This is a genomic window from Nitrosospira sp. Nsp14 (genome assembly GCF_900113575.1).
Classification (GTDB): domain Bacteria; phylum Pseudomonadota; class Gammaproteobacteria; order Burkholderiales; family Nitrosomonadaceae; genus Nitrosospira.
Window position 1 is genome coordinate 115,558 of record NZ_FOPV01000003.1, and the last position, 21,453, is coordinate 137,010.

A 21,453-nucleotide genomic window follows, 5' to 3' on the forward strand; every position below is an offset into this window, starting at 1 on the left:
ATCAACGCAACCAAGTGGAATTTGAATTTTTCTTGCAACTCGCGCGGTTATAATAAACAGTTTTCAGTCATGAGGAATAGGAATATCAAATGAATCTCGATCGGGTAAATTCCGGACGCGACGTGCCCAGTGATTTTAACGTCATCATAGAAATACCCATGAACGCCGACCCTATCAAATACGAGGTGGACAAGGAAACCGGCGCAATGTTCGTGGACCGTTTCATGTCAACGTCAATGCACTACCCATGCAATTATGGCTATATTCCGCATACCCTGTCGGATGACGGAGACCCGGTGGATGTACTCGTGATCTCTCCGGTACCTCTCATTTCCGGCGTGGTCGTCCGTTGCAGGCCCCTGGGTATGTTAAAAATGACCGATGAAGCCGGTGGTGACGCCAAAGTATTAGCCGTGCCTATCGACAAGCTATGCAGCCTCTACCGCAAAAAAAAATCCCATGAGGATTTACCTGAACTGGTTCTTTCGCAAATCGCCCACTTCTTCGCGCACTACAAAGATCTGGAACCTGGTAAGTGGGTCAAAATAAATGGCTGGGTTGGAGTCAAAGAGGCGAAAGCTGAAATTGTAAGCGGGGTGAAACGCTATAATTCAGCGAAGAAAAAGCCGATGTTCTAGAACTTGAATCATTCCGGCAGCAGTGAGATTTCGGCATGCACTCGGTATGAGTGCCAGCCTCCCGGACTATGCCGGTGTTATGTATTTCCGGGCCTCACACCCCGCGCGAGGATGAAGACCAAAAAGGATGAGCTGGCTTGAACCTGTACAGTTGACTGGCGCAGCGGTGACGCTTATTCCCCTGGAGATCGATCACATTGAACCTCTGCAGGCAGCTGTCATGGATGGCGAGTTGTGGAAGCTCTGGTATGCAAACGTCCCCGCGTGCGAGCAGATGGAAAACTACGTGGCTCGCGCAGTTGAAAGCGCGGCACAGGGAAATGTCGCGTTTGCTGTCAGACTGAATGGCACGGACAGGATCGTGGGAACGACGCGTTTCTATAACGTGGATGAAATCAACCGGCGGCCGATGCTTGGCTATACCTGGTACGCAAAATCGGTATGCAAGACCGGGGTGAATACCGAATGCAAGCTATTGCTGCTGCAACATGTGTTTGAGGAAAAGCACGCCATCGCGGTCGAGTTCCGGACGCATTATTTCAACCGGGTTTCCAGAGCCGCAATTGAACGGCTGGGCGCCAAGCAGGACGGAATTTTGCGCAGCCACCAGATCATGCGTGACGGCTCCATTCGCGATACTGTTGTCTATTCTATCCTGCAACACGAATGGCCGGCGGTAAAAAACAACCTGACGAGTAAGCTCCTATCTTACAACCGTGGAGGCGATTAGGCGCGGGTTGCAATTCTTCCGCCCAGGTTAGCGGCGCCAGTGGATATTGACAGCGGGAACTTAATGCGCCGGCTAGGCACAAATGTATGATCGAGACAGGAAAATGCAGCTGACGCGAGGAATCGACAGGAGGTATATTGCAAGCGGACGAACGCCATGACTGGCTTATAAATCGAAGGAAAATGCTTGCCCTCCTCGGAGTGACAGGGGTGAACATGGTTTCGGGATACTCATCGGCGAGTGCCGGCGCTACCGGTGGCGGCGAAATAGGGCGGGAAACCCTGGCCTGCATCGTCACGCCCGCCCAAACCGAAGGTCCTTATTTTGTTGATGAGCGCTTGCATCGTTCGGACGTCCGTTCTGATCCTTCCGATGGGTCGTTAAAAGAAGGACTTCCGCTCGCGCTTGAGATTCGCGTGTTCGCGGTCGGCTCAGCAGGCTGTGTACCGTTGCCTGAGGCCATTGTGGATATTTGGCAGTGCGACGCCCACGGCGTTTATTCTGATGTCATGGACCCTGCATTTCAGACTCGCGGAAAAAAATTCTTGCGTGGCTATCAAGTGACGGATGGAAACGGCGTGGTGCGATTCCTCACTATTTATCCGGGATCGTATCCCGGCAGAACCGTTCATATCCACTTCAAGATCCGCACTAAGGGGAAATACCGCTGGGCTCATGAGTTCACTTCGCAGTTCTACTTCGACGACACCATAACCGATCACGTACACGCACAGCCTCCGTATGCGCCAGGCAAGTCGCGTCTGCCTCGAACAAGAAACGAACAGGATGGGATATTCCGTGCAGGAGGCGATCAGTTAGTGCTTACTCTCGCGGAGACGAAACAAGGATATCTCGCGACGTTTGACGTTGGTCTTGAAGGAGTATCCACATAAATTGTTTACGGACCGCGCGCAAGCGCGGGCTAGACAAGCTTGAACTCTGATGTGCCGTGGCGTCTTTCCCGCTGACCCAGCGCTGCCAGAATCGCGTCATCCACCGTTTCCAATGTGACAAATTGCAACGCAGCACGCGCGGTTTCCGGGACCTCGCGCAAATCCTTCTCGTTCCGGGCCGGCAGCAGCACGACCCGCAAACCGGCCCGTTGAGCCGCGAGCACTTTCTCCTTGATGCCACCCACCGGAAGCACCAGCCCGCGCAAACTGATTTCGCCTGTCATTGCCACATCGTGATTTACCGGACGATCAGTAAAAAGTGAAGCAAGCGCGATAAACATCGCTACGCCAGCGCTGGGTCCGTCCTTGGGAATGGCACCGGCAGGCACGTGTACGTGCACGTCAATACCGTCGAACATACCAGAGGGGATGTTGAGGCTGTCTGCCCTCGCCTTCACCAGCGTGAGCGCTGCCTGCGCGCTTTCCTTCATCACATCGCCGAGTTGCCCGGTTAAAATCAGCTGGCCGCGACCGCTGATCCGTGTCGCTTCGATAAACAGGATATCACCGCCCACCGGTGTCCAAGCAAGGCCGGTCGCCACGCCGGGTAAACCGACGCGCAGCCCGGTCTCGTGCTCGAATTTCGCCGCACCAAGGATGGCATCGAGGTCGGGCGCGTCAACCCGAACCTTGAGTTGGGCATTTTCGGCGATGCGCATCGCTGCATGCCGCATCACACGGCCGATCTCCCGTTCCAGTTGCCGTACCCCGGCCTCACGCGTGTAATTCGCAATAATGTTCTCGATCGCCGCGACCGTTATCTCACACTGCTCTTCGCTCAGACCATTCGCTTCCCGTTGCCGTCCGACCAGGTAACGCTGCGCGATCTGAAGTTTTTCTTCGCGCGTATAACCCGGGAGATCGATAATCTCCATACGGTCTCGAACCGGGGGAGGGACATTGTCGATCACATTAGCGGTAGCGATGAAAACGACCCGGCTGAGGTCAAAGGGCAAGCCGAGATAGTTGTCCCTAAAGGTCGAGTTTTGCTCGGGGTCGAGCACTTCCAGCAGCGCGGCCGACGGATCCCCGTGGAGGCTGGCCGACATTTTGTCGACCTCGTCGAGCATCATGACGCAGTTCCGCGCAGCAGCCTTGCGCAGTCCCTGCAAAATATTTCCCGGCATGGCGCCGATATAGGTGCGGCGATGGCCGCGCATTTCGGCTTCATCATGCACTCCACCCAGCGATACGCGCACGAATGGCCGCTGCAGTGCACGCGCGATGCTCTGGCCGAGGGATGTCTTGCCTACTCCTGGCGGGCCCACAAAACATAGTATCGGTGCGCGCCCTTGGGGTTTCAGCTTTTGCACCGCAAGGAACTCCAGAATGCGCTGTTTGACCCGCTCGAGCCCAAAATGATCGTTTTCGAGAATTTGACGTGCAGCTTCCAGATCGATCGGCACGTCCTCAGGGAGTCGCCAGGGTAGTTCGGTCATCCACTCGAGGTAAGTGTGGAGCATTGAATATTCGCTCGAAGCGGGCGGCATTCGCTTCAATCGCTGCAACTCCTTGCGCGCCTGCGCCTCCACATCTTCCGTCATCCCGGCATTGGCAATGGCCTCTTCCAGCTGCGCGATCTCCTGATCATCACTATCTGTTTCGCCAAGCTCCTTCTGAATCGTCTTTAATTGTTCTTGCAGCAAAAATTTGCGTTCCCGGTCGTCGAGGTGTTCTTTCGTTCGTTCGCCGATCTCTTGAGACAACCTGAGCACTTCAATTCGGCGCGACAATATCTGGAGCACCTTCTGCAAACGCTCCTCGGTATCGACCGTTTCTAGCAGCATCTGCTTCTCCGCCACCTCGGTGTCGAGCAGGCTCGCCGTAATGTCGGCCAGATGAGATGGTGCGCGTGTCGACTGTAGCGCATGCGCGAGCTCCGCAGGCGCGCCTGGCAGCAGGGAAAGGATTTCGACGGTGCGCTCACGCAGTTGCATGGCGAGCGCCTCGGCCTGCGTAGACACCTCAGCGGCTTCGTCAATATGCTTTATGCGAGCCGCCAAAAACGGGTAGCCCTCGACCATTTCTTCAATGCAGAATCGTTCCAAACCTTGGCATACCGCATGCCGCAGCCCATCGGTCGAACTGAGATGGCGTACGATATTGACCATGGTGCCCATCTTGAACAGCGCCTCCAATCCCGGGTCGTCTACACTGGGATCTTTTTGCAGAACAATGCCTACCTGGACGTTCGAACCCAGCGCATGCTCCACCGCGGCGATCGACTTGGCCCGGCCTACAGTAATTGCCAACAACACATGCGGAAACATGACCACATTCCGCATCGGCACCAACGCGACCACGTCCTTGGGTAATTCGGGTTTTGCAAGGATAAGCTGTCCCATGTGAGTCTCGTTTATGCAGAAACAGTTTTCGGGGGCGCGGCACAGATGTGCCGCAATCTATTATTCATCCGTGGGCTTGCGCGGGCCGAATCTTAGAAAACCGAAGGCAGGCACAACACGCATATTTCACCCGCTGGGCGCTTCCGTGACTTTTGGCCGCGCGCAACAGCCCTTCAAGAATCCGGCTCGCCGGCTGACGGAGGCTCACGTCCGGCTGTTGTTGTTCAAGCGCCAAGCCTGGCGCCATTATCAGCGCTGCTGGAGTGGATGACGGTTCAGATGAAACCACGTCAGCTTAATCCTCAGCTTCGCGGGCTTCAGTACGGGAACGCACACATAACCTAGTCGAGCCGCTATTATTCCTCAATCTTCAGCCTAGATCGGGTACGCAGTCTATTCTCTATTCTCACTGCGTTTTACAAAGCCTCAACTGGAATCGGCTCCTGCATACTCAAACAGGCCCATCGCGACACTGGGAAAAAAATAGGCGCGCCGCAAAATGCACGAGTAAAATAATTTTGCTGCAAATGGATAGCGTTCGCGTAACCAGCGAACCTTAGGGCAATTCCTCGCCTTGCCACGCGTTCAGGACCTTGCAATGAAAGTCAAAACAACGTTTGAAGAAGTATTTTCCCGCATCCCCGGTCCCGTCACAGCAGAGTGGCCAATGGGAGAGCGATTCGCGGTTGCGCTTGCTCATGGCACCATGTCCGTCGAGTATTACGCGCCTTTGGGTAAAGATCCCCAAACTCCGCATGAGCAGGACGAAGTTTATTTTATCCATCGTGGAGCGGGTGAACTCGTCATTGGCTCCGACCGCCATGCGTTCAAGGCAGGAGACTGCCTTTTTGTAGGAGCGAACGTAGAACATCGGTTCGAGAATTTTTCCAGCGATTTTGGGACCTGGGTCGTGTTCTGGGGACCCAGGGGCGGCGAATAAAATACCCAAACCCATGTAAAGGGAATGCCAGCGCCCCGTAGTGCCGTCAACCGAATTATCGAACTGATCGCATTCATTCATTATTGCAGAGGTATCCAGCATGAAACAGCTTCCTCTGAATCAACTGGGTCCACGGGAATTTCAACCCGGCATCGTGGATTTCGGCATATTGCTGCCATGGATCTCAGCCAACGACGGTAACAGGCTGTTTGTTAAGATCATTCATGAACAGGACCAGTTTATCCAGCGCATTCAGCCGCTCGCCTTCGAGATGCAGCATGGAACCAATGCTGATTACGGGGATTTCTGGGCGGCCCAGGTTGATCTCAACACTATACGCGATTTTCAAGGGAACTCTCATTTCGGCTTACCCGGCCGTCATGTTTACCGCTTCGAACTGCACAATCCCAACGCGGGCATATTGGACTGGATAATTGACCCTTTTGCCCGCGAATATGCTATCGGCAAACTGTCGGCCTTTACCCTCGGTTATACCCCTTATGCCTGGAGCGCAGCGGAGCAGAACTGGAAAACCCCCGCGCTACATGACCTGATCCTGTACGAACTGAATCTTGCCGAATTCAGCGACAGTCTCGAGGGAGGCATAGACCGCCTGGGCTATCTGGCCGACCTAGGCGTTAATACCCTGTCCCTCATGCCCGTCAACAATGTATCGCTGGAGGTGGATTGGGGCTACTTGCCGCTAGGTTTTTTTGGTGTCGATGAACGTTTTGGGCGGCGGGACGATTTTCAGCGTTTCGTGGATGCAGCTCACCAGCATGGGCTGGCTGTGATTGTCGATGCGGTATATGGGCATACCGGGGGGGATTTTCCTTATGCGGATCTCTATCGCCGGCTCGGTTATAACGAAAACCCGTTCATGGGACCGTTTGCCAAAGACTATTTCAGCGATTTCGGCGTCAGCACCGATTTCAACCGTGCTTTGACCCGCGATTTTTTCTATAGCGTCAACCTTCACTGGTTGAACACCTATCACATCGACGGCTTTCGCTATGACTGCGTGCCGAACTACTGGGACGGCGCGCTCGGCGCAGGGTACGCTAACCTCGTCTTTAATACGCACGAATATGTCAAAAGCTCGATCGCCAGCCTTCCCCGTTTTGATGCACCGGAAGGGTCGCGGTTGATCCAGATTGCAGAGCAACTGGAGGCTCCCGAACAAATCCTCGAACAGAGCTACAGCAACGCGACCTGGCAGAACGCAAGTTTTGGCGCTGCCAGCGCCTGCGCGCGCGGTATCCCAGGCGCGCTCGAGAATTTGGGCCACCGGTTGGGGGCCCTTGGTTATATCGAACAGACGACCCAGAATGGCGAAACATTCGCCAAACTTCCGCTGCAGTATATCGAGAACCACGACCACAGTCGTTTCGTATGCGAATTTGGTCTTCGGTATCGCGATTGGAATCCGCTGTTCGCGGAGGGCGATCGCAGTCAGTGGTATCGGCTTCAACCTTACCTGATCGCGTTGCTCGCCGCAAAAGGCATCCCCATGCTATGGCAGGGTCAGGAATTCGGCGAGAACTACTTTGTGCCCGATTCGGGCCTTGGCCGGGTATTGCTGCTGCGCCCGCTGCGCTGGGATTATTTCTATGATGCCGCGGGCAAAAGCCTGGTTAGGCTGACCCGCAGCTTGCTGAGCCTGCGTAAGAATTGCCCCGAATTGCGCCGCGGCGGCCATTATTTTCATAACGATTATGAGCATTATCTTTCGCGCGGCATCCTGCTTTTTCAACGCGACAGTGACGGTGCAATAAGCCTCATCGCCGTGAATTTTACCAACAACGAGCAACACGTGCCGTTCGTGTTCTCTCGTGCCGGGAACTATACCGAGCAGTTGCATAACGAGGATAACTTCATTGTTAGTGAAGGTGAGACGCGTCGGCTACTCATTCCATCCAACTACGGCCGGGTTTGGCGAAGCGCGTAATGCAGAGGTCCCCAACTCTCGCATGGGTCAGTGTGCTGATACAAAACACCTGACGCCGACGGTTGCGAGCGGCTGAAGAAAAAACACTTATTGGCAGCCCTCCTTCCAGGGTATAGAATCTCCGAAGCCATGAACAAGCGCCGCCATATTTATTCTGTCATGCTGATATTGTTCGTTACGATGCTGACGAACGCATTCAGCTGGGCATTTAACGGTGAAGTTTTTGCGCACGAACTCGATCATGAGCATCATGCACTCTCTCTTGATCCGTCAGCTCATATTGAGGCGCACCAACATGCCGCTATCAATGACGATGGTCATTTGGATTCTGCCACGCACCTGTGCCTACACGCCGCCGGGCAATATCAGCCGTTTTTCTTCACCCCTCCATTGATCGTCCCTGCTTCCATTGGCATGGAAGCATTAGCGGTATTTGTTTCCTCTGTTATCCCGGATTCCGTGCTGGATTCCCCTCTTCACCCTCCCCGAAGCGCTTTCCCCATCTAGAAATCTCCCACGTGCGATAGTCGGTCGACCACATCGTCGCCGCGATAATCCGCCGAAGATTCCGCAATCCCGCAGGTTTACGGCTAGCTGATCATTATGCCAAGACCGGACGCTATGGCGAATCGGGTTTGTAATAACTGACGGCTGCGCTGCGTGTTTCGCATGGTGCCTACCCGAGGGTTTTTCATGAACGTTTATTTATTGCTCGCCGCCCGTCGATACATGTTGTTGGCAGGATGGTTTGTTCTCGCATTCGGTTGCGTCTCTCCAACGATTGCGGACAGCACTTTCGCTGGAGTTCCGGTCGATGGAAGGACAAGCGTTCCCGCCGAACCCCGCACCACAGAAAAAAAAGACCTTACCTTGCAGGACGCAATACGCCTCGCACTACGGCACAACCCGGAGCTGGCTGCCTTCGATAAGGAAATCCGCGCATTGGAAGGGGCGACGGTGCAAGCCGGGTTGCTTCGGAATCCAGAACTTGCCGTCAATATCGAGAATGCCGGGAATATGGGCGGCGTGCCAAGAAGCAGCACAACCGCAGGCGCAACACTGAAGGAAACCGTCGAGCAGCAGGACCTGATTATCCGCCTCAACCAACTGGTCGAGCTTGGCGGCAAAAGGGCTGCGCGGGTTAATGCGGCGTTGCTCGGTCAGGAAGTCGCGGGCAAGGAGTTCGAAGCGAGACGCCTGGAGCTCATCGCTCGGGTAGCGAATGTATTTACCGAAGTGCTTGCCGGCCAGGAACAGTTACGGCTGGCGGAGGAAAGCCAGCAACTGGCGCAGCGGGTAGTTGATACGGTTGCAAGACGCGTGCAGGCAGGCAAAGTACCCCCTATCGAGGAAACGAAGGTTGGGGTGGCGTTTTCCGCCACACGGATTGCCCTGGGGCAGGCGCAGCGGGAACTCTCGGCGGCCCGTCAGCGCTTGGCGCTGCTGTGGGGTGAATCATCGCCTGACTTCGGTCAGGTGCTTGGCGACCTGGAATCATCGATGACCCTGCCTAATCTGGCAACGCTCTCGGAGCGCGCCCTGTCCAGCCCTATGGCGGATCGCGCAAGAAAAGGGATAGAACATCGCAAAGCGCTGCTCGAGGTGGAGCAGACACGACGAGTTCCAAATATCACCGTTGGCGGCGGCATGATCAAGCACTGGGAATCCGGCGGAACAACCGCGACGGTCGGGATTTCGATGCCGCTACAGTTGTTCGACCGAAACCAGGGAAACCTCCTCGAAGCGCATCAACGGGTGGATAAGGCACTCGATGAGCAGGCCGCCACCGACCTGCAGCTTAAGACAGAACTAGTGCAAGCTTATGAGGCCCTGGCTGCGGCACAGAACGAAATCGCGATATTGCGCGGCGAAATATTGCCAGCCGCGAAGAGCGCATTCGAAGTAACAAATAAAGGCTACGAGCTGGGTAAATTCAGCTTCCTGGAAGTGCTGGATGCGCAGCGTACCTTGTTTCAAAACCAGATCATGTACGTGCGCGCAGTCGCCAATCACCGCCGCCTCGTCAACGAGCTCGAGCGTTTAACCGCGGCGCCGATCAACACCCTCTCTAACCGGCTGCCGGTTAAAAATGGAGTGGTGGACGACTATGAGGAATAAACTGTGAGACTCAAAAATCGGCTCTTTCCCATCATCGCCGTGGTTGCCATCGGCGTCGCCCTCGGCGGTCTGATCCTCCGGTCAGACAAGACCGCGCCGCCGATCTCGACTGATTCCGCCAATGCCCGGTCGGAAACGGGTGGCGAAACAGATCGACCAGGCGACGAAGGCAGTTCTCCATATCATATCGGACCCCGGGGGGGAAAGCTGTTCACGGCGGATGGTTTCGGGGTGGAAATGACGATCTTTGAAAAAGGCGTGCCGCCCCAATTCCGACTCTATCTGTACGAAAACGACGAACCGCTTCCACCGTCCGCCGCGAAGGTCGCCCTGACGCTGGCTCGGCTCGGCGCCCCTGCAGAGATACACCATTTCAAGCCCGAAGCGGACTACCTGCTCGGCGATCAGATCGTTGTGGAACCTCATTCGTTCGACATCATTATCGCTGCGGAAAGGAACGGCAAAACCTTTAACTGGAAATATAGCCAAGTCGAATTCAGAGTGGAAATGCCTGATGAAATGCTGAAAAGCACCGGCGTCGAGATACTTACCGCCGGGCCCGCAACCATCAAGCCCATCCTGAAGCTCCCCGGAGAAGTCGTTTTTAATGAGCATACCATTGTCCAGGTAGTGCCGCGCCTGCCCGGCATCGTGACCGCCGTTTATGGCCATCACGGCATGCAGATGAAAAAGGGAGAGGTTATGGCCGTTATCGAAAGCCAAATGTTGGCGGAATTACGCAGCCAGCACCTGGTTGCGCAGAAACGGTTGACGCTTGCGCAAACCACCTACGAACGCGAAAAGAAGCTGTGGGAAGACAAGATCTCGGCAAAACAGGATTATCTCGCCGCGCAGACGCAACGGAGCGAGGCGGAGATTGCCCTGGATCTGGCGGCTGTTAAGTTGCGCTCGTTAGGAGTTAGACCCGAGGCAAAACCTTCTGAAGAAAATCTGGCTCGCTATGAGATCCGCGCGCCCATTTCGGGGCTTATCATCGAGAAGGCCATCGCGCTCGGACAGACGCTCAGGGAAGACGACCGTATCTATACGGTCGCCGACGTCTCGACCGTGTGGGTGGCGCTCACGGTTTATCCCAAAGACCTTGCGGCAATCAACGTCGGCCAGAAGGCAACCATCAAGGCAACAGCCTTTGACCTTGTCGGCGAAGGCGAAATTACCTATATCACCACCCTGATCGGAGAGCAGACACGCACGGCCACGGCGCGGGTCGAGCTGGAAAACAAGGATGCCAGCTGGCGTCCGGGGATGTTCGTGAACGCGGAGCTGGCAACCGAAGCAATCGAGGCGCCGGTCGCCATTACGGCGGATGCCATTCAGACCGTAGGCGATTGGACCGTAGTGTTCGGCCGCTACGGTCGATACTTCGAAGCGCGTCCGCTGGAACTCGGCGTCAGCGATGGCAAGATGATAGAAGTGTTTTCAGGTTTTCATGCGGGCGAACGCTACGCGGCAGGCAATAGCTTCGCCATCAAGGCAGAGCTGGGAAAGTCTGGAGCCAGTCATGACCATTAACCAGTACATGCCTCAACGCCGCCGGACGTTACGGGTCCGCGCAGGTACGAATCATGATTGAACGCTTGTTACGAATATCCATACGGCAGCGCGGCCTGGTACTGTTGGCAGTAGCAGCCATGGCCCTGCTTGGAATCTACAGCTACCAAAAGCTGCCCATCGACGCGGTGCCGGACATAACCAATGTACAGGTTCAAATCAATACGCGCGCACCGGGTTATTCACCCATAGAGGCGGAACAGCGCATTACATTTCCCATCGAAATGATCATGGCAGGCCTCCCCAATCTCGAATACACCCGTTCACTTTCGCGCTATGGCCTGTCACAGGTCACGGTAATTTTCAGGGATGGCACCGATATCTACCTTGCGCGGCAGCTGGTAAGCCAGCGTATCCAGGAAGCAAGCGACCGATTGCCTGTGGGCATTGAGCCCATGATGGGACCTATCTCCACCGGGCTGGGCGAAATTTTCATGTGGACCATCGATGCCGCGATACATGCCCGGAAAACAGACGGTACGGAATATAAGCTGACCGATTTGCGCGAAATTCAGGACTGGATCATTCGCCCGCAGATGCGCACGGTGCCAGGTGTGACGGAAGTCAATACCGTGGGCGGATACGTCAAACAGTTTCATGTGGCCCCTTACCCGGAAAAACTTATTTCGTTCGGGATGACGCTCCAGGACGTCATCGATGCGCTCGGGCGCAACAATCTCAATGTTGGTGCGGGTTATATCGAAAAAAGCGGCGAACAGTACCTGGTTCGACTGCCTGGGCAGGTAACAAACCTAGATGAGATCGGCAACATCACGCTCGGCTCGAGGCTGGGGATACCCATACGCATCAGGGATGTGGCCGATATCCTGATAGGCAAGGAACTGCGCACGGGCGCGGCGACGCAGAATGGCGAAGAAGTGGTGCTGGGCACGGCGCACATGCTTATGGGCGAAAACAGCCGCACCGTCGCGCAGGCAGCTGCGAAAAAACTCGCGGAGATCAACCGCGGCCTGCCTGAAGGCGTGTCCGCCACGGCCGTCTATGACCGCACCACGCTGGTGGATAAGACCATTCGAACCGTCGGCAACAATTTGCTGGAGGGCGCCGCCCTGGTAATCGTGGTTCTGTTCTTGTCGCTGGGTAACCTGCGCGCGGCGTTCATCACAGCCCTCATTATCCCGCTGTCGATGCTGTTCACACTGAGCGGGATGGTGGCGAACGAGGTAAGCGCTAATCTGCTGAGCCTGGGCGCGCTTGATTTCGGCGTCATCATCGACGGCGCCGTCATTATTGTCGAAAATTGCATGCGGCGTCTGGCACATGAACAATCCAGGCTGGGGCGCGAACTCACTTTGGTGGAGCGCGTGGCAATCGTCTTCGACGCCTCCACGGAAGTACGTCGCGCTTTGCTCTACGGCCAGGTCATCATCATGGTTGTCTACCTGCCCGTCTTTTCGCTCAGCGGCGTGGAAGGCAAAATGTTTCACCCCATGGCCTTCACGGTCATGTTGGCGCTGGTGGGCGCGGCAATTCTCTCGCTGACTTTTGTTCCCGCCGCAGTTGCGCTTTTTCTCACCGGCAAATTGGTGGAAAAGGAGAGTCCGGCGGTGACATGGGCAAAAAATATCTATTTGCCAGCGCTGAATTTCGCGATGGACAACAAGGCATTGATTGTGACCACGGCGGTGGTGATCGTGATGCTAGCCGGCCTGTTGACAACCCGCATGGGAAGTGAATTCCTGCCCACGCTTGATGAGGAGGACATCGCGCTCCACGCCATTCGCATTCCCGGGACCAGCTTAACCACTGCGATCGAGATGCAAAACGAGCTGGAGAAAACTATCCGGGCGTTTCCAGAAGTAAAACGGGTATTTGCCAAGATCGGTACCGCCGAAATCGCCACCGATCCGATGCCACCCAATGTCGCCGACATTTTTGTCATCCTGAAACCCCATTCCGAATGGCGGGAGCAGTACGCTACCAAATCAGAGCTGATAAAAGCGCTGGAGCAGGCAGTTCGTAAGGTGCCTGGAAACAACTATGAATTCACCCAGCCGATACAGATGCGTTTTAACGAATTGCTATCGGGTGTGCGGGCGGATGTCGCGGTCAAAGTGTTCGGCGATGATATGGATACGCTTTTCGCCGTGGCTGGGCAGGTCGAAGAGATTCTTGCAACAGTTGTCGGGGCTGCAGATGTAAAAATCGAGCAACTCACTGGGCTTCCCGTACTGACGATTAGGCCGGACCGCGCAAAACTTGCGCGCTACGGTTTGAACATAGCGGACGTACAGGATGCCGTTGCTGTTGCCGTTGGCGGACGTAATGCCGGCACCATCTTCGAGGGCGACCGCCGATTCGAGTTGCAAGTACGGCTTCCGGAACAGCTCCGCGGCGATATTGAGTCGCTCAAGCGCCTGCCGATCGGCCTCCCGACAATCCCCATGCGCAACACGGCGGAGGGCCCGGCGGCGGCGCCGCACACTTACGTGACGTTGGGAGAGGTTGCAAGATTCGAAGTGGTACAGGGCCCCAACCAGGTCAGTCGGGAAAATGGAAAACGCAGAGCAGTTGTTACGGCGAATGTCCGCGACCGCGATCTCGGCTCCTTTGTCAGCGAAGCTGAAGCGCTTATTGCCAAAAAGGTACAGATTCCGCCCGGATACTGGACCACATGGGGGGGCCAATTCGAACATCTGATCCTCGCGGCCCAACGCCTCCAGATCGTGGTTCCCGTTGCTCTGGGACTGGTATTTCTGCTGCTGCACGGCATGCTGGGAAATTTCCGCGATAGCCTGCTGGTGTTTACAGCAATTCCTTTAGCTCTCACGGGGGGCATATTGGCGCTGTGGTTGCGAGACATTCCATTATCCATTTCTGCCGCGGTCGGATTTATCGCCATGTCGGGCGTAGCTGTACTGGACGGATTGGTCTTGATAACGTTTATCCGTGACCTGCGGGCCCAAGGCTATACCCTCGACGACGCCATACAAGCGGGATCTCTACTCAGGCTGCGTCCGGTTTTGATAACCACGTGGGTGGAAAGCCTCGGCTTCCTCCCGATGGCGCTAAGCACCAGCACGGGCGCGGAAGTGCAGCGGACTCTAGCCACGGTCATGATCGGCGGCACCCTATCTCAGTCGCTGCTGACGCTGCTGTTATTGCCGGTGCTGTATCGTCTGACACATGGAAGGAACGATCTAATTACCGTTAAGCGCGTTTCCGGAACTTCGTGAGCACCACCATCTTGACAGTACCGTATGCGCAGCTCGCTCACAGCACGGCCGATCTTGCGGCGCAAAAGCGAGCGCAGCGTGGTCCCATCCGCGTAGCCCACCTGAGCAGCGATGAGTTCAATACTGTCGTTGCTCGTCCTTAGGCGATGAACCGCGTGCTCTACACGAAGATCCTGAAAATAAGAGAGCAGCGATTTCCCGAGCACCGCCCGCAGCCGGCGTGAAAGTGTCCTCTCGCTGGGACCAACGGCAGAGGCTGCTTCGCTAAGGGAAAAGCCTTTGCTCAACTTATGCCGCGCCCAGCGCTCGAACCGTTCAACGCCGGATCCGCATGCGCGAGATGATCAGGAATCGCGAAAATCGACTGCGACCCTCGCGGCTCAATCAGCAGAAACCGGGCGGTTAGTCCCGCGATTGCCGGGCTGCTACGCCTGATGAGCCACAGCGCCAGATCAACATATGCCAGTGCGGCGCCAGCGGTTACGAAGCCCGAAGAACTGACCACCATGCGTGAAAACTGACGCACAGCTTGCAAGCATGTTAGGGCACGACGTCCGCTTGTGGCTATCCCCAAAAATCATTCTCCGATCGAAACGGAAAAACAGGTAGATTGTTTGATTCCTTTGTTAAAGGGTGGAGCAAAGCCAACGGCGAGCAACCCTCCGTCCAACCGGTCGATTTAGGTTAAAATGCTTTTTTAACGGCCACGAACCCATCTTATGAAAAAGTCCCGTGTCCCTCATCGCACCAAGTCTCCACGAGTTGTCCAGGAACTTTCACGGCTCGCGGCGGGACTGGCCGCTTCGGGCAGCCGCATTGAAGATGCATTCTGGGAAAACCGGCTTGCGGCAAAGATACACGCCCAGCTACGCACGGCTGACGATCAGAATCTGGAAGCGGCGCTGGACCAGCTCTACGATACCGATCCCGCGGGCTACAGCGAGTTTATTTATGCAATTGAGGCCGCAATTGAATGCACAATATTGACGCGCGATGACCGCAGCTACGATATGCTAATGTTCGCGGTGCCGGTGCTCACTTGGTCACGCTTCTCGATCCCTTCCGGTCCGATAGCGGCATCCGTACTGGCAAGCTTTCGTGTGCAGCTACAAACGCATGTGCTAGCAGCGGATGTTCGGTTTGCGCTCGCTGACTGCCTGTTCAGCCCAGACCAATTGCCCCGCGGCTATCACCTGACACACGAATTAGCGGCCAAACTCTGGGCCGCGGCGTTGACGGGAGAACGGGACCTGCACATGAATCCGGCCCAGCTCGCTGAGACGGGGCGTTTTCTCTCGGATACCCGCTATCTTCTGGGCGCAATCGCGACGCCACAGGGAAACCCAATGTTCCGCTGGCAGCAGGCTGACCAACTCGGAGGCAGCGCGGGTGGTTCCCGACGTTCAAAAGACGATATATTGCATGAATGGCAAACACAGGGGGCGGAAGTTCTGAGGCCCGCGTTTCAAGGCTGCGCGTTTGAATTGCTGATGCCAGACGGATTTTTCTCCGCCTGGCGCATGGCTGACCGACTGGCGCGGCCGTATTCCATGCATGCCACCATCGATTTCCTGCAGACCACCCTCAATATTTCTCCGGACAAGCTGCGGGCGGTTGTTGCGCCTTTCTACGATCAATGGCTGGAGGAGTATCGGGTAGGCTTCACACTTAAGGATCGCGACGACATACTCTACGGCATTGTCTGGGCACTCGTCGGGGATGAAGATGAAAATAGCGACATTGTCTCGCAAATCGAAGCGACATTGCGCGAATGCGGCGTTACCCACACCACGCTGTTGCAGACCCGTTTCCTGCTGGAGTATTGCGAAGAATGCGGCGCTCCGCTATTTCCAAACCCGGAAGGCGAAGTCGTCCATGCGGAGTTTCCAGAAGAAGGCGAAGCGGCACCTATACACTTGCACTAAAAACGCATCCTCAAGGACGTGTGTCAGCGTGACCTTACACGTGGACGCAGCTAATCATGACGGACAAGATCATCAAATCCGAACAGGAGTGGCAGAAACAGCTTACCCCTCAGCAGTACCAGGTTTGCCGGCAAAAAGGCACGAACGTGCCTTTACCGGGGCATATTGGAACAGCCACGAGCGCGGGACATATCGCTGCGTCTGCTGTGGGGCTGCGTTATTTGATTCGAATAGCAAATTTGATTCCGGTACCGGCTGGCCCTCGTTCTGGCAACCGCTGGAACCGGATAACATTGCGGCCAGGGAAGACCATAGCTTTTTCGCACATCGGACCGAGGTGGTCTGCGCGCGTTGCGATGCCCATCTGGGGCATGTATTCGACGACGGACCCGAACCCACAGGTTTGCGCTATTGCATCAATTCAGCATCACTCAAGCTCGACCCGTATAATAAGGCTGATAACAAGCTAGAATAATTAATTCAGTTAACTATTGCGCAGACGCAGCGGGCTATCTATGAAGTTTCTTTTCGATCTCTTCCCAGTCATTCTGTTTTTCGCGGCGTTCAAGATCTATGGCATTTACACCGCTACGGCGGTCGCGATCGCCGCCACGTTCGGACAAATCGGCTGGGTATGGTTTCGCCACCGCAAGGTCGACACCATGCTTTGGGTGAGTCTTGTCATTATCGTCATCTTCGGCAGCGCGACACTCATTCTTCAAGACGAGACCTTCATCAAGTGGAAGCCGTCGGTACTCTACTGGCTGTTCGCGGCCACCCTGCTTCTGGCCCATGCGATTTTCAAGAAGAATTTGATTCGCGTAATGATGAAGGAGCAGATTGCGCTTCCCGAGCCAATATGGGCGCGACTCAATGCCAGCTGGGCAGCATTTTTTGCGTCGATGGGCGCGGCGAATCTCTATGTCGCTTTCAATTACTCCACAGAAACCTGGGTTAATTTCAAGCTGTTTGGTTTCATGGGCCTGATGCTCGTGTTCGTCGTAGCACAAGGATTATTACTTGGAAAATATATGGAAGAAAACGAGGATAAAGAAATATGATGCCGTACGCGATACAGGGCGAAGACGTGTCGGATAGTCTGGAAAAAAGGATGGCGGTTCGCCCTGCGCATCTTAAACGCATCAAGGCATTGCAGGATGAGGGCCGACTGATTTTGGCGGGACCGCATCCCGCCATCGATAGCCCCGATCCCGGCCCTGCGGGATTTTCCGGTAGTCTGATCGTGGCCGAATTTGAATCCCTTGAAGCGGCGCAAACCTGGGCAGACGCCGATCCCTATGCCACCTCGGGTGTATTTGCGAAAGTCACCGTAAAGCCTTTCAAAAAAGTAATGCCGGCATAGATCCGATGAGCGATACGACTGATTTGATCAGGCAGAAGCTCGCTACACTTGAACCGGCGAAAATAGACATCATTGATGACAGCGCCAAGCATGCAGGACATGCAGGCGCCAGAGGCGGAGGGGGACACTACTCGGTCATTATTGTTTCCTCCCAATTCTCGGGCAAGACAGCGTTGGCACGGCACCGGCTGGTGTATGACACGCTGCGCGAGTTGATGCACAAGCATATTCACGCACTCAGCGTAAAAGCGTATACTCCCGAAGAATCCGATTTGATCCACTGACAAGGAAGCCACATGCATTTTACAAAACTTTCCCGATTAACGGCGGTGGGCATTTGTGGCCTGATTGCCGCGACAACTGTTCAGGCTCAATCCGGCTCATCCCTGGCCAAGGTAAATGGTGTGGCGATTCCTCAGTCGCGCCTCGAATTCATCGTAAAGGCGCGAACCCTTCAGGGCCAGCCGGACAGTCCTGAAACCAGGAAAACCTTGCGTGAGGATCTGATAACGGAAGAAGTGATCGCTCAGGAAGCATTGAAAAAAGGGCTGGACAAGGATCCGGATTTCATTACCCAGCTTGAGATGGCGCGCCAGACAGCGCTCGTCAGGGCCTATCAGGTCGATTACATAAAAAATCATCCAGTGAGCGACGAGGAGCTGCGCAAGGAATATGAAGCAGTGAAAGCCCAGATGGGCGACAAGGAATACAAGGCACATCATATCCTGGTCGGTTCGGAAGCAGAAGCGAAGGACATCATCGTTCGTATTAAAAAAGGCGAGAAGCTGGAGAAGATTGCGCAGGAAAAATCCCTCGACACTGGCAGCAAAGCCAAGGGCGGCGAACTCGAATGGAGTCCTGCGGCAAGCTATGTTCAGCCGTTTGGTGAAGCCCTGACCAAGCTAACCAAGGGCAAGCTCACCGAACAGCCTGTGCACACCAACTTTGGCTATCACGTCATCCGGCTGGATGATGTGCGCCCCTTGAAAGTCCCGCCATTCGAGGAAATAAAACAAAACTTGGCGCAGCGTGTATTGCAACGGCAATTTGCCGCATCAGTCAACGACCTCCGCGCGAAAGCCAAGGTGGAATAGTTCCGGAAAATCACAAACCGGCTTAAAAAAGGCAGCTTCGGCTGCCTTTTTTAAGCCGGTCATCTATTTGTTGGCATTGCATGCGGAACTATGTGACTTTCTGCATTCGGGGCGCCAGCGCGCACATCAGCTCATAGGCGACCGTACCAGCCGCCTGAGCCACCTCATCAACAGGCATACCCCGCCCCCAAAGTACTACCGGGCTCCCCACCCCCGCGTCCTGGATTTCGCTCAGATCCACATGCAACATATCCATGGACACGCGCCCGACGACACGCGTGCGCCTCCCGTTCACCAGCACCGGGGTGCCGGTAGGCGCATGGCGCGGATAGCCGTCCGCGTACCCGCCCGCCACGACCCCGACTTTCATCGGGTTCCCCGGTCGAAAAGTATGGCCGTAGCCGACTCCTTCACCAGGTTTGAGGATTTGCACGGCAATTATTTTGCTGGATACGGTCATTGCCGGCCGCAGATCCAACTCTGCGGCCGACGTCCCGGCGAGCGGCGAGGCGCCGTACAGCATGATGCCGGGCCGAACCCAATCAGCGTGTGTTTCGGGATAGCGCAAAACAGCGGCGGAATTAGCCAATGAACGCGGCAAGCGCCATCCCTTTCCTGCGCTGTTGAAACGTTCAACCTGACTGAACACGCTTTCTCGCTGCTGCGACTCGTCGGCACAGGCAAAATGCGTCATGAGCGTAATCTGACCTACGGCCGGATGGGAGCGGAGCGCCTCAACCGCAGCGGAAAATTGCTGAAGCGAAAACCCCAGACGGTGCATGCCGGTGTTGAGCTTCAGAAAAACATCCAACCTGCCCGGCAACCGGCACGCTGATAGCATGGCGATCTGTTCGCGATTATGGATGACGGTGCTTAATCGATATTGCTCGATCCAGGCTAATTCCTCCATGTCGAAAAAACCTTCAAGCAATAGGATAGTATGCCGGTAGCCCGCTTCCCGCAGACGCACGGCAGCATCCAGTTCGAGCATGGCGAACCCGTCTGCGTTCGCCAGCGCCTCGGCAGCGCGCAACAGCCCATGACCATAAGCATCCGCTTTGATGACCGCCATCACGCGGGAACGGGGCGCGTGATGGCGAACGACGGATAAGTTATGTTCGAGCGCAGAGAGATCGATGAGTGCCTGAAGAGGTCGCGGCATGGGGATCGGCAGATTAAAAAATTTCTAATGTCAGGACTGAATCGTGACCATCACCGTTGGTGGCATTGGCAGTTTCATGATATAAATTTTTCTCTTCAGGATAGCGATGGATGACCATTGTATAATTCACGCCTGAGCTGAAAGCGTAATTGGGAGAACAAGTTGAAACGCGGATTTTATACTATCATGGCGGCGCAGTTTTTCTCTTCGCTGGCGGATAATGCGCTGCTGGTGGTCGCCATCGCCCTTCTGGTTGAACTACACGCGCCCGCGTACCTGACGCCGATGCTCAAGTTTGTATTTGTTCTGTTTTATGTAATTCTCGCGCCTTTTGTCGGAGCTTTCGCCGATTCCATGGCGAAAGGACGCGTGATGTTCATTAGCAACACTATCAAGATCTTGGGCTGCAGCCTGCTCTTTCTGGCGTCGCATCAGTACTTCGCCCTCGCGGCATATGCAGTGGTGGGCTTGGGGGCGGCTGCGTACTCCCCTGCCAAGTACGGGATACTTACGGAACTGCTGCCGCCGGAGAAGTTGGTCATCGCAAATGGCTGGATCGAAGGATTAACAGTGGCTTCCATCGTGCTGGGCACCGTATTGGGCGGGCTACTGATCTCACCCGCGATCTCCTCCGCGCTGCTGGCGTTCGACTTTCCTCTGATCGAGACAGGTGTCGATACCATCCCGGAAGCGGGTATTCTCCTCATCGCCATATTTTATAGCACTGCGGCCATATTCAACCTGTATATTCCTAATACGGGCGTGGATCACCGCATTCTGAAGAAAAACCCGATGTTTTTGATGCATGAGTTCGGGCACTGCATGAAACTGCTGTGGACAGACAAACTTGGCCAGATTTCCCTCGCCGTGACGACCCTGTTCTGGGGCGCCGGGGCAACCCTCCAATTTATTGTATTGAAATGGGCCGATGCAGCGCTAGGCTACCCTTTAAGCAAGGCGGCGCAGCTGCAGGGTGTGGTTGCCGTCGGGATCGCGGTTGGCGCGGTGCTTGCCGCACGCATTGTATCGCTGCGCCAATCCGTGCGCGTGATCCCGCTCGGCATCGCGATGGGCATCGTGGTTATGGCGATGACCCTCGCGCACGATTTGTGGATCGCCATCGGGCTTTTGATGTTGATTGGCGGATTGGCTGGATTCTTTGTGGTGCCAATGAACGCATTGCTACAACATCGCGGGCATATTTTGATGGGCGCAGGTCACTCCATCGCTGTGCAGAATTTCAATGAGAACCTGAGCATCCTGGCAATGCTGGCGCTCTATGCCTTATTGGTAAGCTTTGACGTCCACGTTTACACCGTAATCGTTCTGTTTGGTCTTTTCGTCGCGGTGATTATGACGGTGATACGTCAGTGGCACCTGCGCAACCAGAGCATTGAGGACTCGCTGCATCTGATCGGCGCTCATAAGGGCCACTGAGGGTTCACTGCGGGAGCGCGACCACTGAACT

Annotated in this window: 20 protein-coding genes; 16 read left to right on the forward strand and 4 right to left on the reverse strand. The window is 55.4% G+C overall.

The features are described 5' to 3' along the window. The first annotated feature begins 89 nt into the window (after positions 1-89). The 3 genes from ppa to BM022_RS02950 all read left to right on the forward strand — a co-directional run bounded on the left by ppa (position 90) and on the right by BM022_RS02950 (position 2,261). Complete coding sequence (gene ppa / locus BM022_RS02940; RefSeq protein WP_091136738.1) at positions 90-638, forward strand: inorganic diphosphatase; 549 nt, start codon at positions 90-92, stop codon at positions 636-638. Positions 639-765: 127 nt separating this feature from the next. Continuing rightward, the gene (locus BM022_RS02945; protein ID WP_091136740.1) at positions 766-1,368 is read left to right on the forward strand and encodes a GNAT family N-acetyltransferase; all 603 of its coding nucleotides are present in this window, start codon (positions 766-768) and stop codon (positions 1,366-1,368) included. A gap of 182 nt (positions 1,369-1,550) precedes the next feature. Further along, positions 1,551-2,261: an intradiol ring-cleavage dioxygenase gene (locus BM022_RS02950; protein ID WP_091136902.1), complete on the forward strand. Its 711-nt coding sequence runs from the start codon at positions 1,551-1,553 to the stop codon at positions 2,259-2,261. A gap of 29 nt (positions 2,262-2,290) precedes the next feature. Here BM022_RS02950 and lon read toward each other — a convergent pair whose 3' ends face one another. Next, positions 2,291-4,666, reverse strand: coding sequence for an endopeptidase La (gene lon, locus BM022_RS02955; RefSeq protein WP_091136742.1), 2,376 nt, complete (start codon positions 4,664-4,666; stop codon positions 2,291-2,293). 598 nt (positions 4,667-5,264) lie between these two features. On the opposite strand from lon, the gene BM022_RS02965 reads away from it, so the two are divergent. The 6 genes from BM022_RS02965 (at position 5,265) to BM022_RS02990 (ending at position 14,441) form a co-directional block, all read left to right on the forward strand. Then, positions 5,265-5,606, forward strand: coding sequence for a cupin domain-containing protein (locus tag BM022_RS02965; protein WP_091136745.1), 342 nt, complete (start codon positions 5,265-5,267; stop codon positions 5,604-5,606). 100 nt (positions 5,607-5,706) lie between these two features. Then, complete coding sequence (locus BM022_RS02970) at positions 5,707-7,554, forward strand: alpha-amylase family glycosyl hydrolase (protein WP_091136747.1); 1,848 nt, start codon at positions 5,707-5,709, stop codon at positions 7,552-7,554. Between the two features lie 129 nt (positions 7,555-7,683). Continuing rightward, positions 7,684-8,061, forward strand: coding sequence for a hypothetical protein (locus BM022_RS02975; protein ID WP_091136749.1), 378 nt, complete (start codon positions 7,684-7,686; stop codon positions 8,059-8,061). Between the two features lie 186 nt (positions 8,062-8,247). Further along, positions 8,248-9,672, forward strand: coding sequence for a TolC family protein (locus BM022_RS02980; RefSeq protein WP_091136751.1), 1,425 nt, complete (start codon positions 8,248-8,250; stop codon positions 9,670-9,672). A gap of 3 nt (positions 9,673-9,675) precedes the next feature. Continuing rightward, positions 9,676-11,205, forward strand: coding sequence for an efflux RND transporter periplasmic adaptor subunit (locus tag BM022_RS02985; RefSeq protein ID WP_091136752.1), 1,530 nt, complete (start codon positions 9,676-9,678; stop codon positions 11,203-11,205). 53 nt (positions 11,206-11,258) lie between these two features. Further along, positions 11,259-14,441, forward strand: a complete 3,183-nt coding sequence (locus tag BM022_RS02990) for an efflux RND transporter permease subunit (RefSeq protein ID WP_091136754.1) — start codon at positions 11,259-11,261, stop codon at positions 14,439-14,441. On the opposite strand, the gene BM022_RS15865 is transcribed toward BM022_RS02990, so the two are convergent. Beyond that, positions 14,342-14,647 carry a helix-turn-helix domain-containing protein gene (locus BM022_RS15865; RefSeq protein WP_256208882.1) on the reverse strand — a complete coding sequence of 102 codons (306 nt, stop codon included), beginning with the start codon at positions 14,645-14,647 and terminating at the stop codon, positions 14,342-14,344. The genes BM022_RS02990 and BM022_RS15865 overlap by 100 nt on opposite strands. Positions 14,648-14,724: 77 nt before the next feature. After that, complete coding sequence (locus tag BM022_RS15870) at positions 14,725-14,949, reverse strand: type 1 glutamine amidotransferase family protein (RefSeq protein WP_256208865.1); 225 nt, start codon at positions 14,947-14,949, stop codon at positions 14,725-14,727. Positions 14,950-15,160: 211 nt separating this feature from the next. On the opposite strand from BM022_RS15870, the gene BM022_RS03000 reads away from it, so the two are divergent. Genes BM022_RS03000 through BM022_RS03025 form a run of 6 tightly spaced genes read left to right on the forward strand, consistent with a single transcriptional unit; the run spans position 15,161 to position 18,823 of the window. Next, positions 15,161-16,366, forward strand: coding sequence for a DUF2863 family protein (locus tag BM022_RS03000; RefSeq protein WP_091136755.1), 1,206 nt, complete (start codon positions 15,161-15,163; stop codon positions 16,364-16,366). Beyond that, the gene (msrB, locus tag BM022_RS03005) at positions 16,317-16,841 is read left to right on the forward strand and encodes a peptide-methionine (R)-S-oxide reductase MsrB (protein WP_371264287.1); all 525 of its coding nucleotides are present in this window, start codon (positions 16,317-16,319) and stop codon (positions 16,839-16,841) included. Before BM022_RS03000 ends, msrB begins: the two co-directional genes overlap by 50 nt. 40 nt (positions 16,842-16,881) lie before the next feature. Further along, the gene (locus BM022_RS03010; RefSeq protein ID WP_091136757.1) at positions 16,882-17,427 is read left to right on the forward strand and encodes a septation protein A; all 546 of its coding nucleotides are present in this window, start codon (positions 16,882-16,884) and stop codon (positions 17,425-17,427) included. Beyond that, positions 17,427-17,729 (forward strand): YciI family protein, encoded by a 303-nt coding sequence (locus tag BM022_RS03015; protein WP_091136904.1) that lies wholly within the window; start codon positions 17,427-17,429, stop codon positions 17,727-17,729. Before BM022_RS03010 ends, BM022_RS03015 begins: the two co-directional genes overlap by 1 nt. Before the next feature lie 5 nt (positions 17,730-17,734). Continuing rightward, on the forward strand, positions 17,735-18,013 hold the full coding sequence (locus BM022_RS03020; RefSeq protein ID WP_091136758.1) for a BolA family protein: 279 nt from the start codon (positions 17,735-17,737) through the stop codon (positions 18,011-18,013). A gap of 12 nt (positions 18,014-18,025) precedes the next feature. Then, positions 18,026-18,823: a peptidylprolyl isomerase gene (locus BM022_RS03025; RefSeq protein ID WP_091136760.1), complete on the forward strand. Its 798-nt coding sequence runs from the start codon at positions 18,026-18,028 to the stop codon at positions 18,821-18,823. Between the two features lie 88 nt (positions 18,824-18,911). Here BM022_RS03025 and alr read toward each other — a convergent pair whose 3' ends face one another. Next, positions 18,912-19,985, reverse strand: coding sequence for an alanine racemase (alr, locus tag BM022_RS03030; RefSeq protein WP_091136762.1), 1,074 nt, complete (start codon positions 19,983-19,985; stop codon positions 18,912-18,914). A gap of 162 nt (positions 19,986-20,147) precedes the next feature. Between alr and lplT the strand changes: the two genes are divergently transcribed. Further along, the gene (lplT, locus tag BM022_RS03035) at positions 20,148-21,422 is read left to right on the forward strand and encodes a lysophospholipid transporter LplT (protein WP_091136763.1); all 1,275 of its coding nucleotides are present in this window, start codon (positions 20,148-20,150) and stop codon (positions 21,420-21,422) included. Positions 21,423-21,453 lie beyond the last annotated feature (31 nt).

Bases quoted from the DNA above. Each gene is read 5' to 3' on its own strand.
- BM022_RS03020 (WP_091136758.1), top strand. From the start codon at position 17,735: ATGAGCGATACGACTGATTTGATCAGGCAGAAGCTCGCTACACTTGAA.
- BM022_RS15870 (WP_256208865.1), bottom strand. From the start codon at position 14,949: ATGGTGGTCAGTTCTTCGGGCTTCGTAACCGCTGGCGCCGCACTGGCA.
- BM022_RS02975 (WP_091136749.1), top strand. From the start codon at position 7,684: ATGAACAAGCGCCGCCATATTTATTCTGTCATGCTGATATTGTTCGTT.
- BM022_RS03000 (WP_091136755.1), top strand. From the start codon at position 15,161: ATGAAAAAGTCCCGTGTCCCTCATCGCACCAAGTCTCCACGAGTTGTC.
- BM022_RS03010 (WP_091136757.1), top strand. From the start codon at position 16,882: ATGAAGTTTCTTTTCGATCTCTTCCCAGTCATTCTGTTTTTCGCGGCG.
- BM022_RS03025 (WP_091136760.1), top strand. From the start codon at position 18,026: ATGCATTTTACAAAACTTTCCCGATTAACGGCGGTGGGCATTTGTGGC.
- msrB (WP_371264287.1), top strand. From the start codon at position 16,317: ATGCGGAGTTTCCAGAAGAAGGCGAAGCGGCACCTATACACTTGCACT.
- BM022_RS02980 (WP_091136751.1), top strand. From the start codon at position 8,248: ATGAACGTTTATTTATTGCTCGCCGCCCGTCGATACATGTTGTTGGCA.
- BM022_RS02990 (WP_091136754.1), top strand. From the start codon at position 11,259: ATGATTGAACGCTTGTTACGAATATCCATACGGCAGCGCGGCCTGGTA.
- ppa (WP_091136738.1), top strand. From the start codon at position 90: ATGAATCTCGATCGGGTAAATTCCGGACGCGACGTGCCCAGTGATTTT.
- BM022_RS02945 (WP_091136740.1), top strand. From the start codon at position 766: ATGAGCTGGCTTGAACCTGTACAGTTGACTGGCGCAGCGGTGACGCTT.
- BM022_RS03015 (WP_091136904.1), top strand. From the start codon at position 17,427: ATGCCGTACGCGATACAGGGCGAAGACGTGTCGGATAGTCTGGAAAAA.
- alr (WP_091136762.1), bottom strand. From the start codon at position 19,985: ATGCCGCGACCTCTTCAGGCACTCATCGATCTCTCTGCGCTCGAACAT.
- lon (WP_091136742.1), bottom strand. From the start codon at position 4,666: ATGGGACAGCTTATCCTTGCAAAACCCGAATTACCCAAGGACGTGGTC.
- BM022_RS02950 (WP_091136902.1), top strand. From the start codon at position 1,551: ATGCTTGCCCTCCTCGGAGTGACAGGGGTGAACATGGTTTCGGGATAC.
- BM022_RS02965 (WP_091136745.1), top strand. From the start codon at position 5,265: ATGAAAGTCAAAACAACGTTTGAAGAAGTATTTTCCCGCATCCCCGGT.
- BM022_RS02970 (WP_091136747.1), top strand. From the start codon at position 5,707: ATGAAACAGCTTCCTCTGAATCAACTGGGTCCACGGGAATTTCAACCC.